The sequence below is a fragment of the Enterobacter cloacae complex sp. ECL414 genome (assembly GCF_021869685.1).
GTDB classification, from domain to species: domain Bacteria; phylum Pseudomonadota; class Gammaproteobacteria; order Enterobacterales; family Enterobacteriaceae; genus Enterobacter; species Enterobacter kobei.
This window is the reverse complement of the sequence record NZ_CP091481.1, coordinates 2,455,654-2,468,491: the sequence shown is the minus strand read 5'-3', so window position 1 is coordinate 2,468,491 and position 12,838 is coordinate 2,455,654. Positions and strand designations below refer to the sequence as shown.

Sequence of the window (12,838 nt, the reverse complement as noted above, 5' to 3'; positions counted from 1 at the left end):
GGTCGTCCGGTTAGCTACCCCAGCGTCCTTTGAGATAGTTGACCGCCTGCTGCGTCTGCGGCTTGTTCAGGTAATCTTCCCGGAACAGGATGGTGCCGTTGACGTTGGGCAGCGAATCATTGAGATCGAGCTGTTTTTTCAGTTCCGGCACGCCGCCCTGAACCGTCCAGTCCGGCTCATTTTTCGACGGTTCGCCCACTTTGTAGAACGCGATGCCGATGTACAGACGCGTGTGGGTCGGCTTCACGACGTCGGCCCACCATTTGGTCAGTACGTCATAGCGCGCGGCATCCCGGGAGAAGGGCCAGTAAATCTGCGGGGCGATGTAGTCCAGCAGGCCCTGCTGCACCCACTGACGCGTATCGGCGTAGGATTCATCATAGGCGGCGGCACCCCGGGTGTCCGAGCCTGCCGGGTCAAAGGAGCGGTTACGCCACACGCCAGCCGGGCTGACGCCAAACTCAACGTCGGGTTTGGTTTGTTTTATCGCGCGGGAAACCTGGACGATCAGCTGATGCGTGTTGTGTCTTCGCCAGTCGGCCTTAGAGGCAAATCCCTGTCCGTACTGCCGGTAAGTCTGAGAATCATTCAGCGCGGATCCCGGTGATTCAGCATAAAAGTAATCATCAAACTGCACGCCGTCTATCGGGTAGTTCGCCACGACTTCCGTGACGACACGGGTTATCCAGTCGCGCACTTCCGGAATGCCGGGATCGAGCACGAAGCGATCGCCCGAGACGCGTACCCACTCCGGGTGCTGGACATAGACGCTGGACGGGGTCTGATACGCCGTCCGGTTCAGGGCAGCGATGGTTGACGGCTTCGTGTTGGTCGACACGCGGTACGGGTTGAACCAGGCATGGACTTTCATACCGCGCTTGTGCGCTTCATCCAGCATAAACTGAAGCGGATCGTATCCCGGATATTCGCCGATGTTGCCCGTCAGCATATCTGACCACGGTAATATTTTTGATGACCAGAGTGCCGTGCTGTCCGGCTTTACCTGGAAAAATACCGTGTTAATCCCAAGGTGTTTAAGGTTATCGAGCTTGGCGATAAGCGCCTGCTTTTGCATTGCGATGCGCTGGTCAGCGCTGGTGCCATTCACCGAGGCCACCGGCGGCCAGTCGAGGCGAGAGACGGTCGCCAGCCAGATCCCGCGCATCGGCTCGTTTGCCTGTTGGGTCGGTTTGCTGACGGTGGGGAGCGGGGTAACTAATGATTTTGGTGGTTTTGAGGAGCAGCTTACAAGTAAAAGTGCGCAGCCAGCCAGCGCACCGATCCGTTTTACGTGTCGCGTCATTTGCGTATTAGCTCTTGATAATCCGACTGTTAGCCCAGGGATTAAAGACGGGCGCCTCCTGTTCTTTATGTCCCTCGTCGTGGAGGGAATCCAGATACAGGGCTTCGACCTCCGCGCGTGCCCACGGGGTACGGCGCAGAAATTTCAGGCTCGATTTAACGCTGGGATCTTTTCTGAAACAGTTAATTTTGATGCGGTCACCCAACTCGCTCCAGCCATATTTCGCCACCAGGGCGTTGACCATCATCTCCAGCGTTACGCCATGCAAAGGATCTTTGGAAACGTGTGCAGTCATAGGTGTCCGGATGTCTCAATTTTTGTGTGGGCAGGGTTACCGGTGAAAGGGTACAAGAAAGCAGGGGAAGCGGCAATTTAAGCGTGAAATTCTTCACCCCCGAGGGGTGAAGAAAGAGGAACGTTCGTTTACTTTTTGTCTTTAAACAGTTCAGGTGCCCACGGTGTCGGATCCACCTCCATAAACGGCGCGCGCTCGAAGCGATCCTTGAGCGCCCACGGCACCGTGCAATCAAAGATGGTCTTGCAGGAGATGCCGTTTCCGCGAATTGAGGTGCTGTAATCCGGCGACTGAGACGGATCCAGCTGGTGGCCGCGGATCCCCGGAATATTCGTGATGCTGACATCGCCCTGCATACGGGTGGTCATCGCCCACAGGATGTCGTCGCTGTCGAAAATATCCACGTCTTCATCGACAAGGATAATGTTTTTCAGCTCCGAATAGGTGGCTAACGCGATAAGCGCTGCCTGGCCCTGGCGTCCTTCATCTGACGGCTGGCGTTTTTTCACCTGCAAAATACCCAGGAATTTACCGCCACCCGCGGTATGCGCATAGACGTTTTGCAGGAAGCCCGGAATCGCCTCCTCAACCGCATTGCGGATGCTGGCCTCCGTCGGCAAACCGGCCAGGGTGGTATGTTCTTCTCCGGGGCCCACCAGCGTTTGCAGGATAGCCTGGTGGCGCATGGTCACCGCTTTCACTTTGATCACTGGCAGAGACGGGTTCGCCTCACCGCAGTAGCCCGGGAATTCCGGCATCGCGTGGCCAGTGTTGGTATGCTGATCTTCTCTTACGCGCACGCCGGGAAGCAGTTCGCCTTCAATGATAATTTCCGCCCGCGCGATGGCTTTCTCTTTTACCGCCACGCCCTGTACCAGCTCGACCGGCTGCTGGCGCAACGCCCCGGCGACGCCCAGCTCATTGTAACCAAACGGTGTGGTGGGGGCCTCAAAACACGCGCCGATATAGATAGCGGGATCGAGCCCCATGTTGATCGTCACCGGCAGCGGTTTTCCGGCCGCTTCCGCTTTTTTGCGAAAGACTTCAATATGGCGACCGGCGGCCAGGAACATGGATAGCTCATCGCGCTCCTGCACGCAAAGGCGGTGGATGGTGACATCCGTCAGCGAGCTGTCCTCCGGATCGCTTGCCAGCACCAGTCCCAGGCAGAAGAACGGGCCTGCATCAATCGGCGTATTGGTTGGTGCTGGCAGCAGTTTGCGCAGATCGAAGTCCGGATCTTCAGCGTAGAAGACCTGCTCCTGACAAGGGGCCTGCGAGGCCGGGACGACAACGGGTGCGACCGGTTTTTTCACCGCCTGACCGACATGTTTTGCCAGTTCAGAAGGCGCACAGCCTAACAAAAGTGCCGCGCGTTCACGGCTGGCGTGCATGCCCACCAGAATGCGCGAGCCCGGATAGCCCTTCACGCTGTTGAACATCATGGCCGGCCCCGTGCGGGTCGGGCGTTTTACCGTACCGCCCGCGCCAATATGACGATACACACCTGCCAGCTCTGCGTTAGGATCGACGGGATGATCGGTTTCAATATACTGGCCTTCGTGGCGCTTCAGTAAGGCGATGGCACTTCTGAGATCGTTGACTGGGTTTTCCATATTTTCCTCCCTCGGTTGAATACCTCCATTTTTACGACAATGACCCATAGCATCAATTGCATCATTACTGCTAAATTGATAATAAATTTATTATCAAAAAAGGAAGTCTCCCGTGCAGTTTCGTCAGATGCGCCATTTCATTGTCGTTGCCGAAGAACTCCACATGCACCGGGCCGCCGAGCGTTTAAACATGGCGCAACCGGCGCTGAGCCAGCAGATAAAGGCGCTGGAAGAACGTTTAGGCGTCACGCTCTTTAGCCGGGCGAACCGTCGCTTAACCCTGACGCCCGCGGGCGACGCGTTTCTGGTGAAGGCCAGGCTCGCCATCTCCCTGACTGAGCAGGCGGTACTGGACGCCAGGCAAACGGCGAGAGGCGAGCAGGGGGTGTTAAACCTGGGATGCGTGTCGAGTGCGATGTTCGACGGTAAGCTGCCCGCTGCACTGCGCCAGATGCACAGCCGCTGGCCGGCGATAACCATGTCTTTGATGACGGGCAATGTGCAGACGCTCTATGCCGCCGTGCAAAGTAACCAGCTGGATGTGGCGATTATTCGGGCACCGCTGCCATCGCTGCCTGACGATCTGCAAAGCCGGCCGTTCACCTCAGAAAAAACGGTGCTGGCGCTGTATCGCCAGCATCCTCTGGCCGACTCTTCCGCTCTGACGCTCGCGTCAGTGAAGGATGAAAAATGGATCTCGCTGCGCGATCCGGAGGGCATGGGGCTGGAGCAGTACTTTTATGACGTCTGTAGCGGGGCGGGTTTCCAGCCGGACGTAGTGCAGAATGCGACGGATGTTCCCACGGTGATAAGCCTGGTCTCCGCGGGATTTGGTCTGGCGTTGCTGCCTGCGTCAGCAAAGGCAGTGAGCGTCGAGAATGTCGTTTACGTGGACATTCTCGACCGTCTCAGGGAAAGCGAACTGACGCTGGTGTGCCACCGAATTATTCGCTCAGAAGTGCTTAAAAAATTTCTGGTGACCCTCGAGCACACCTGACGGCGTCATCCGCTTATTTCACGCTGCTGGCGTCCCGGTTGGTATAGGTAACGGGAACCCAGGCATAGCCACCGTTTTCACCTTTGGTGACATAGCCGATACCCGGGAACGGCAGATGGGGCGCGGCAATCAGGTCTCTGTTTTTCACAAAGTCCGCAAACGCCTGTTCGCGCACGCTTGCCGCTTTGTTCTGATCTTCATCGTAGGTGATGGTCACACCAGGCTGCGGGAACTGGACCGCCCCGGCATGAATGATGTCGCCGACAAAGGTGATCTTCTCGCCTTTGCTTGTCAGCGTGTAGAAGGCTGAACCCGGCGTATGGCCGGGATGAACCGTGCCGGTCAGCCCCGGAAGAATCTCAGCCGTGCCGCTAAAAGGCACCACTTTACCGGCGTCAAGATAGGGCTTTAAGGTCTTCTGCGCGACGTCAAAGTAGTTCTTGCCGTAGCCGGTTTTCTTTTGATTATCGTCGTTAAAGAAAAAGTCGACGTCGGGTTTGCCAACGAAAACGCGTGCGTTGCTGAATACCACCTTGCCGTCTTTGACCAGACCGCCCGCGTGATCGGAGTGGGCGTGGGTCAGCAGGACTTCAGTAATGTCCTCGGGTTTAACCCCCTGCGCGGCGAGGCTTTCAACCAGGCGTCCACCCGCATCAGGACCAAAGAGCTGGCCCGAGCCGGTATCCACCAGAATTTTATGTCCGGGGATCGCAATCAGGAACGCGTTAATGGAGACCTCGGCCGGGTTGGTCTGGAAATTTTTCGCGAGCAGCGCATCAATCTTTTGCGGCGTTGTCCGGCGCAGCAGCTTATGCAGATCCTGCGCGACGGTTCCGTCGGTAAAAGACGTGACAATGACATCGCCGACCTGCACGCGGTAACCGCCCGCCGGTTGTTTAACGACGTGCTGGGGCGTTTCTGCCGAAGCCTGCAGCACAGGGTAGAAAAGCAGTGAACTGGACATCAGCGTGGAAAGAGCAAGTTTTTTCATGGTAAGCATACGCGTCTCCTTTGAAAGTGCTCATCTTACTCATAGCGGCCGTAGAGCAGCGAGTTTCCGCTACACCAGCATGTAATACCAGAACAGGGCAACTTCGTCTTTTTCCGGTAAAGCGTTGTACAGATAACGGTCGTATCCGCCCAGGGTGAAACCGTAGTTTCGGTAAAACAGACAGGCCGAGACGTTCACATTTTGGGTTTCAAGCCGCAGTCCCGGCGCGTTTACGCTTCGCGCCCACACGTGCGCGGCGGCCATCAATTTTTGTGCTGCGCCGGTTCTGCGTTTCGTACGATCTACGGCTATGTAATCCACCGAGATAAACTTATTCCAGCCAATTGATGCAGTAATAAAGCCGGCTATTTCACCCTCGTCCGTTTCTGCGACAAGAAATATGGCGTCCGGGTTAACACAATGATTTTCAAGTGTCTGGATATCGAGCTCGTAGGTTTTTATCCAGGGCTCGGCGATAGCTTCAATATGCAAATCACAATGGAGAAAAGGCTCTCGTGCAATGTGGTTAACGGTGAAAGAGAAGTCACAACATTCGAGGCGTACGAGGTCGGTATTTAATCCTTTTCGAATCTGCATAATATTCCCGGTAGTGAGTGAGTTCATAAAGAATAGACGAAGCGGTTAAATCCGCTGGGCCAACACACTTTTAATCCTGAACTAAGCTTGTACTTCGTTCCGCGTAAAATGTGGGTCATTCGAGGACAATGAATGGAATTCAGGACATTTCAAAAGCAGTGGGGTGCTGAGTTTATTTCCGATGACGTTGTACGTTTTCGCGTCTGGGCAGAAGGACAGAAAGCGCTGACGCTACGTCTGGCCGTCACCGACGTGCCGATGACGGCAGTGGGTAACGGTTGGTTTCAGGCAGACGTTCCGGGCGTTACGCACGGCACAGAGTATCAGTTTGTCCTGCAGGACGGCATGACGGTGCCCGATCCCGCGTCTCGCGCACAGGCGAGAGACGTTAACGGCCCCTCCATCGTTATTGATCCCCGACGTTATCAGCCGGTTAACCGGGACTGGTCAGGGCGGCCGTGGGAAGAGACGGTTATCTATGAACTTCACATTGGCACGTTTACCCCGGAGGGGACCTTCCGAGCCGCGATTGAAAAACTCCCTTATCTGGCAGAACTGGGTATAACCCAGCTTGAAGTTATGCCCGTGTCTCAGTTTGGCGGATCCCGCGGCTGGGGGTATGACGGTGTGTTGCTTTATGCTCCGCACGCCGCATACGGTACGCCAGAGGATTTCCACGCGTTAATCGATGCCGCGCACGGTCTTGGGCTTTCCGTGGTGCTGGATATCGTACTCAACCACTTCGGCCCGGAAGGCAACTATCTCCCGTTGCTGTCGCCTGCCTTTTTCGATGCTGAGCGGATGACGCCCTGGGGCAACGGAATCGCCTACGAGCGCGAGCCGGTAAGACATTACATTACCGATGCGCCGCTCTACTGGCTGACCGAGTACCGCCTGGACGGCCTGCGTTTTGATGCCATCGACCAGATTAAAGACAGCTCGAAGACGCATATTCTCCAGGAAATTGCAGAGAAGATCCGTGAGGCGATCCCGAACCGTCATGTTCACCTGACCACGGAAGACAGCCGCAACGTCATTTTCCTGCATCCGCGTGATGAGCACGGCAATACGCCGCTGTTTACCGCTGAGTGGAATGATGATTTCCACAACGCGGCTCACGTGTTTGCCACCGGTGAGACGCACGCGTACTACCAGGATTTTGCGTTTGAACCAGAGAAAAAATTCGCCCGGGCGCTGGCAGAAGGGTTTGTCTACCAGGGCGAGGTTTCGCTGCAAACCGGCCAGTCCCGCGGGGTGGAGTGTCACACGCAGCCACCGCAGTTCTTCGTTGATTTTATTCAGAACCACGATCAGACCGGGAATCGCGCCCATGGTGAGCGGCTTATCACCCTCGCAGGTGCCAATAAAACCCGTGTGCTGCTTGCTGCACTACTGCTTTCCCCCCATATCCCGCTGCTGTTTATGGGCGAGGAGTTTGGTGAATCACATCCGTTCCTGTTCTTCACCGATTTTCACGGCGATCTGGCCGACGCGGTGCGGGAAGGGCGCGCAAAAGAGTTTACTGGCCATGCCGGGCACGATGACGCTGTCCCGGACCCGAATGACGTGAACACCTTTGTCCGCTCAAAGCTTGACTGGAATAAAATTGCCACCGACGACGGCAAAACGTGGCTCCGCTTCACGCGCCATCTGCTTACGCTGCGTCATCGTTATATCGTTCCGCTTCTGCATGAGGGAAGTCGCGTCGAGGGCAAGGTGATCGGGACGGCACCCGGTATGGTGGCCGTAAGCTGGCGCTTCCCGTCCGGAACGCTTTCGCTGGCGCTCAATATCGGCAATAAATCTGTCAAACCGCCCGCTCTCCCGGGGGAGACGCGCTTCGCCTGGCCGGAGGTAACCGACATTTTGCCGCCGAACAGTATTGTCGTTCGCTTTGCTGATGGAGAAGCATCGTTATGATCCCTTCCGCCACGTACCGTATACAGTTCCGTAATGGCATGACCTTCGATCGCGTTGTCGCGCTGGTACCCTATCTGAAAGACCTCGGCATCAGCCACCTTTATGCCTCCCCGGTGTTTACTGCCACAACGGATTCCACGCACGGCTATGACGTCACCAACCCGAATGAAATAGACCCTGCGATCGGCGGACGCGAAGGTTTCGACCGCATGTCCGCGGGGCTTAAGCAGGCCGGCATGGGGCTGATACTGGATATTGTCCCTAACCATATGTCGACTTCTCTGGAAAACACCTGGTGGCGGGACGTGATTGAGTACGGACAGCAGAGCCGCTATTTCCGCTATTTCGATATCGACGGGTCTCGCCCGCTGACGCTGCCGTTTCTCGGGGACACCTTTGAGGCGGAGCTGGAGAAGGGGGCCATTACTTTAAAACGTGACCCGGTCACAAACAAAGCCGCTCTGATCTATTATGACACCGCATATCCGCTCAACCCGGGCACGTTCAGCGAGGATAAGAGCCTTGCAGAACTGCACGAAGCACAAAGCTGGCGATTGATGTCCTGGCGGGAAGCGCCGAAACAGCTTTCGTGGCGACGTTTCTTTGAGATTACCGGTCTGGTGGGCGTGCGGGTTGAAGATGACGCGGTATTCGACGATACGCATCGCCTCATCCTTGAACTGGTTCACGCGGGTGTGGTGGACGGTCTGCGGATCGACCATATCGACGGTCTGGCCGATCCGCTGGGCTATCTGCAGCGCCTGCGGCAGGCAACCGGACCGGACTGTTATATCACGGTCGAGAAAATTCTCGCTAAAGGAGAACAGCTTCCCGCCGAGTGGCCCGTCTCCGGTACTACCGGGTACGAATTTATCGCTTCGCTGGCGGAAGTGCTGGTCGACGACGATAACCTGTCGCGTCTGGAAAAAATTCACGACGAGACGCTGGGGGTAACGGTCGATCGCCACGCGGAACTGCGCGATGCGAAAGGCCTGATGACCGACCGTAATTTTGAGGGCGAGTTCACCACGCTGCTTAATCTTGCAGACGATCTGGCCCGCCGCAATGACGTTGCGCTGCAGCGCGATGATATTCGCCACGCGTTACGCGAGCTGCTTATCGCCTTTCCGGTGTACCGCACCTACGGCACCCGGGAGGGGTTAACCCCGCCAGATGTCGCGCTGCTTAACCGCGTGGTCGCCAGCGTAGAGACATCCGAAGCCGCCCTGAGCCTGATAGTCCGCATTCTTACCGGCGACTTGCCGGAAGAGTGCCGCGAGTCCGCCGCGCTTTTCAGAACCCGCTTTCAGCAGTTGACCGGGCCGCTGATGGCGAAGTCCGTTGAAGACACGCTGTTCTTTCGTCATAACCTGGAGCTGGCGCTTAATGAAGTGGGCGCCGACCCGACGCCGCGCGCGTTCTCGCTATCCCGCTTTCATCAGGAGATGCGCATTCGTCTGGCCCGTCAGCCCGATGCGCTGCTGGGCACCTCCACGCACGATACCAAGCGCGGGGAAGATGCCCGGGCCCGGCTTTACACCCTGACGGAGGCCCCGGAACAGTGGGGCGAAAATCTGGCCCGCTGGCGCCAGATGAACCAGACCCAGGTGCGGTTTCTCAATGACGGTACCGCGCCAAACGCCGCCGACACCTGGATGATCTATCAGGCGCTGGCAGGCGTCTGGCCCGCCACGCTGTCGCCGGACGACGCCGACGGGCTTGCCTCGCTGGAGGCGCGTTTTATCGCTTTCCTCGAAAAAGCGCTGCGCGAGGCGAAACAGCGCACCGACTGGATCGACAGCAACGAGAGCTATGAGAGCGTGGTGCTGCGCTATGCCCGGCACCTGCTTTCACCGGACAACACACTGTTTCTGCATGATTTCAGCGAGTCCATGCGGCCCTTTATCCGCGCCGGACTGATGAACAGCCTCAGCCAGACGGTGATTAAGCTGACGGCGTCCGGCGTGCCGGATATCTATCAGGGCAGCGAGGCGCTTAACGTTAGCCTTGTCGATCCGGATAACCGCCGCGAGCCGGACTTTCCGACGCTGGTGCAAAACCTCAGCGTGGCGAATGCCGGTATGTTTGAAAACCCGGCGTGCTGGCAGGACGGAAGGGTGAAGCAGTTTGTCACCGCTACGCTCCTGCGTCTGCGGCCACACTATCCCGGGCTGTTTCGCTATGGCGACTGGCTGCCGCTTAAAGTGTCCGGCGAGCGGGAGGAGCATCTGATTGTCTATGCGCGAGTGAAAGACGGCGAGGTGCTGATTGTTGCCGTGCCGCGACTGGTTTTTGGCGTCACCGATAACCGCACGCTGTGGGGCAATACCACGGTGGCGATACCCGAGGCGCTGGCAGGAAAACGCTATCGGGATCTGTTCAGCGGTGAAAGCCGCATGCTGCAAGAGACGCTGGATTTAACGTCAGAAAAGGGATGTGTACTGGTTCTGCTTACCTGCGAATAATCGTGGAGAACGAAAATGGCAAAGGATACAACGTTTGAAATTCGGGCCGGTCATGGCCAGCAGTTGGGTGCAAATTATGATGGGAAGGGGGTCAACTTCGCGCTGTTCTCCGCTCACGCTGAGCGGGTGGAGCTCTGTCTGTTTGACCCCTCCGGGAAAATGGAAATCGCCCGGCTCGAGCTTCCTGAATATACCCACGAAGTCTGGCACGGCTATGTGCCGGATCTGAAGCCCGGTGCGCTTTACGGCTATCGCGTCTACGGCCCCTATGACCCGGAAAACGGTCATCGCTTCAACCCGCATAAACTGCTTATCGACCCCTATGCCCGCGAACTGGTGGGTGATATCGACTGGAACGAGGCCCATTTCGGCTATGCGCTGGGGCATGACGAATTAGACTTGAGCTTTGATACCCGTGACAGCGCCCCGTTCACGCCAAAATGTAAGGTTATCGACCCGAACGCCTGTGACTGGCAGGACACTAACCGACCCACTATCCCCTGGCCGAACACCGTGGTGTATGAAAGCCACGTAAAAGGGTTTACCCAGATGAACCCGGCAATTCCTCCCGAACTGCGCGGCACCTTTGAGGGGATGGGGCATAAAGCCTCCGTGGACTACATCAAAAGTCTCGGCATCACCTCGGTTGAGCTGCTCCCGGTTCACTGGTTCCCGGACGATCAACATCTTCTCGACCGCGGTCTGAAAAACTTCTGGGGCTATAACACGCTGGGCTTTTTTGCGCCGGCGTCGCGCTACTTCGGCCCGGCGGGGATACAGGGCTTTCGCGATATGGTGCGCGCTTATCATGATGCGGGCATCGAAGTGATTCTCGACGTGGTGTATAACCACACGGCGGAAGGCAATGAGCTTGGCCCCACGCTCTCGTTTAAAGGCATTGATAACTACAGTTATTACCGCACGCTGCCTGACCAGCACCGGTATTACATCAACGACACCGGAACGGGGAACACGGTCAATACCTCTCACCCGCGTGTGCTGCAGATGGTGATGGATTCGCTGCGCTACTGGGCGGAGTCGATGCATATTGACGGTTTCCGTTTCGACCTGGGAACGATACTGGGCCGCGAACCGGAAGGGTTTGATCCGCGCGGCGGCTTTTTCGACGCCATGACCCAGGATCCGGTTTTATCCCGACTGAAGCTGATTGGTGAACCCTGGGATATCGGCCCCGGCGGCTATCAGGTGGGCGGTTTTCCGCCAGGCTGGGGTGAATGGAACGACAAATACCGCGACACCGTACGCGAGTACTGGAAGGGGGATAACGTCTCTAACGACTTTGCCGCCCGTCTGCTGGGATCCGGTGACTTGTACGATCTGCGCGGGCGTCGCCCCTGGGCCAGCGTTAATTTCATCACCGCCCATGACGGCTTTACGCTGAATGACCTGGTGTCGTACAACGAGAAGCATAACGCCGACAACGGGGAAGACAATAATGATGGCCATAACGATAACCGTTCATACAACTATGGCGAAGAAGGGCCGACGGAGAACCCGGATATTATTGCTACCCGCGAAAGGCAGAAGCGTAATTTCCTGACCACGCTGCTGTTTTCCCATGGTACGCCAATGCTGCTGGCCGGCGATGAGTTTGGCCGCACGCAGAAGGGCAACAACAACGGCTACTGCCAGGACAGTGAGATCTCGTGGATCGACTGGAAAGGACTCTCCGAGAACGACGCCGCGCTGCGCGAGTTTACCCGACGTTTGATTGCGCTTCGTGCCGCGCAACCGTTATTGCGTCGTGAAAGCTGGCGCGACGGGCTGGAGATCCGCTGGTTTAACGCCGGCGGCGGTCCGCAGCAGGCAGAGCAGTGGGATGAGGGCTCGACGCTCGGGGTGTCCATCAGCAGGCCCGATCTCAAACAGGAAGAGGGGATCTGGCACGATGTGCTCATGCTGTTCAACCCGTTTGAAGGCAGCGTGGCATTCCAGATCCCACAGTTTGGTGAAGGAGGATGGGTGCTGGAGCTGTCTACAGCCGATGACGCCGTGACCGGGAAGGCGATCACCGAAGCGGTAGAATTCGAGCTGGCCGGACGCAGCATTACTCTTTTCCGACGGCCCTGAGTTTACAGTGATGCCGCCGCCCTGGCGGCGGTGTCGTACAGGGAGGAAATCGTGCGTAACAGCTGCGCGGTTTCGCCAATGGATTTTCCGGCAATGCCGCTCTCCGCATGTATCGCGATCAGACACGCCTCCCGCACGTCGCGGTATTTCATACATAACGCTTTCCCTTCCTCCGTGGTGGAGAAAAAGAGCTCTTTACCCGCTTTCTCACTTGTCACGTAGCCTGCTTTAACCAGCTTTTTCAGGGCATAAGTCACCACATGCGTATCTTCCACGTTGAGAACAAAACAGATATCAGCCAGCTTTTTCTTGCGATCGCGGTGGTTCACATGGTGCAGAAGTGAGACATCAAAGGCGCCCATATCGGGCTCGCCGGCAGCCGTCATGCAGCGCACCATCCATTTGTTGAACGCGTTGCTGGTCATGATCAGCGCGTATTCCAGCTCTGACAGTTCCGCGCAGCGCTCGGACACCAGATGGCGGGACGAGACGATCCGGCCATCGTTGATGTCGTCGTGATGGGGTGAAGCATGCTTTTCTGAGGTCATAACGTTCCTTAGTCA

10 protein-coding genes are annotated in these 12,838 nt (G+C 57.0%); 4 read left to right on the top strand and 6 right to left on the bottom strand.

What is annotated here, in order from left to right; genetic code table 11:
• Positions 1-10 precede the first annotated feature (10 nt).
• From L3068_RS11965 to L3068_RS11955, 3 genes are all read right to left on the bottom strand, one after another.
• Complete coding sequence (locus tag L3068_RS11965) at positions 11-1,303, bottom strand: glycoside hydrolase family 10-like protein (protein ID WP_023330449.1); 1,293 nt, start codon at positions 1,301-1,303, stop codon at positions 11-13.
• 7 nt (positions 1,304-1,310) lie between these two features.
• Positions 1,311-1,598: a VF530 family protein gene (locus L3068_RS11960; protein WP_117581725.1), complete on the bottom strand. Its 288-nt coding sequence runs from the start codon at positions 1,596-1,598 to the stop codon at positions 1,311-1,313.
• Between the two features lie 128 nt (positions 1,599-1,726).
• Positions 1,727-3,214: a UbiD family decarboxylase gene (locus L3068_RS11955; protein ID WP_023338325.1), complete on the bottom strand. Its 1,488-nt coding sequence runs from the start codon at positions 3,212-3,214 to the stop codon at positions 1,727-1,729.
• 112 nt (positions 3,215-3,326) lie between these two features.
• Here L3068_RS11955 and L3068_RS11950 point away from each other — a divergent pair, with 112 nt between their 5' ends.
• Positions 3,327-4,211: a LysR substrate-binding domain-containing protein gene (locus tag L3068_RS11950; RefSeq protein ID WP_023330447.1), complete on the top strand. Its 885-nt coding sequence runs from the start codon at positions 3,327-3,329 to the stop codon at positions 4,209-4,211.
• A gap of 13 nt (positions 4,212-4,224) precedes the next feature.
• Here the strand turns inward: L3068_RS11950 and L3068_RS11945 are convergent, their stop codons facing one another.
• Together L3068_RS11945 and L3068_RS11940 are read right to left on the bottom strand one after the other, a co-directional pair.
• A complete protein-coding gene (locus tag L3068_RS11945) occupies positions 4,225-5,211 on the bottom strand; it encodes an MBL fold metallo-hydrolase (RefSeq protein WP_096218111.1) in 987 nt (328 codons plus the stop codon).
• A 60-nt stretch (positions 5,212-5,271) separates the two neighbouring features.
• Positions 5,272-5,799, bottom strand: a complete 528-nt coding sequence (locus L3068_RS11940) for a GNAT family N-acetyltransferase (RefSeq protein ID WP_023330445.1) — start codon at positions 5,797-5,799, stop codon at positions 5,272-5,274.
• A 132-nt stretch (positions 5,800-5,931) separates the two neighbouring features.
• Here L3068_RS11940 and treZ point away from each other — a divergent pair, with 132 nt between their 5' ends.
• Genes treZ through glgX form a run of 3 tightly spaced genes read left to right on the top strand, consistent with a single transcriptional unit; the run spans position 5,932 to position 12,275 of the window.
• A complete protein-coding gene (gene treZ, locus L3068_RS11935; RefSeq protein ID WP_023330444.1) occupies positions 5,932-7,719 on the top strand; it encodes a malto-oligosyltrehalose trehalohydrolase in 1,788 nt (595 codons plus the stop codon).
• Positions 7,716-10,184 carry a malto-oligosyltrehalose synthase gene (gene treY, locus L3068_RS11930; RefSeq protein WP_117581723.1) on the top strand — a complete coding sequence of 823 codons (2,469 nt, stop codon included), beginning with the start codon at positions 7,716-7,718 and terminating at the stop codon, positions 10,182-10,184. The genes treZ and treY overlap by 4 nt, the downstream gene beginning before the upstream one ends.
• Before the next feature lie 15 nt (positions 10,185-10,199).
• Entirely contained in the window at positions 10,200-12,275 is a 2,076-nt protein-coding gene (gene glgX, locus L3068_RS11925) for a glycogen debranching protein GlgX (protein ID WP_047344259.1), read from the top strand.
• 2 nt (positions 12,276-12,277) lie between these two features.
• Here glgX and L3068_RS11920 read toward each other — a convergent pair whose 3' ends face one another.
• On the bottom strand, positions 12,278-12,823 hold the full coding sequence (locus L3068_RS11920; protein ID WP_045134012.1) for a winged helix DNA-binding protein: 546 nt from the start codon (positions 12,821-12,823) through the stop codon (positions 12,278-12,280).
• Positions 12,824-12,838 lie beyond the last annotated feature (15 nt).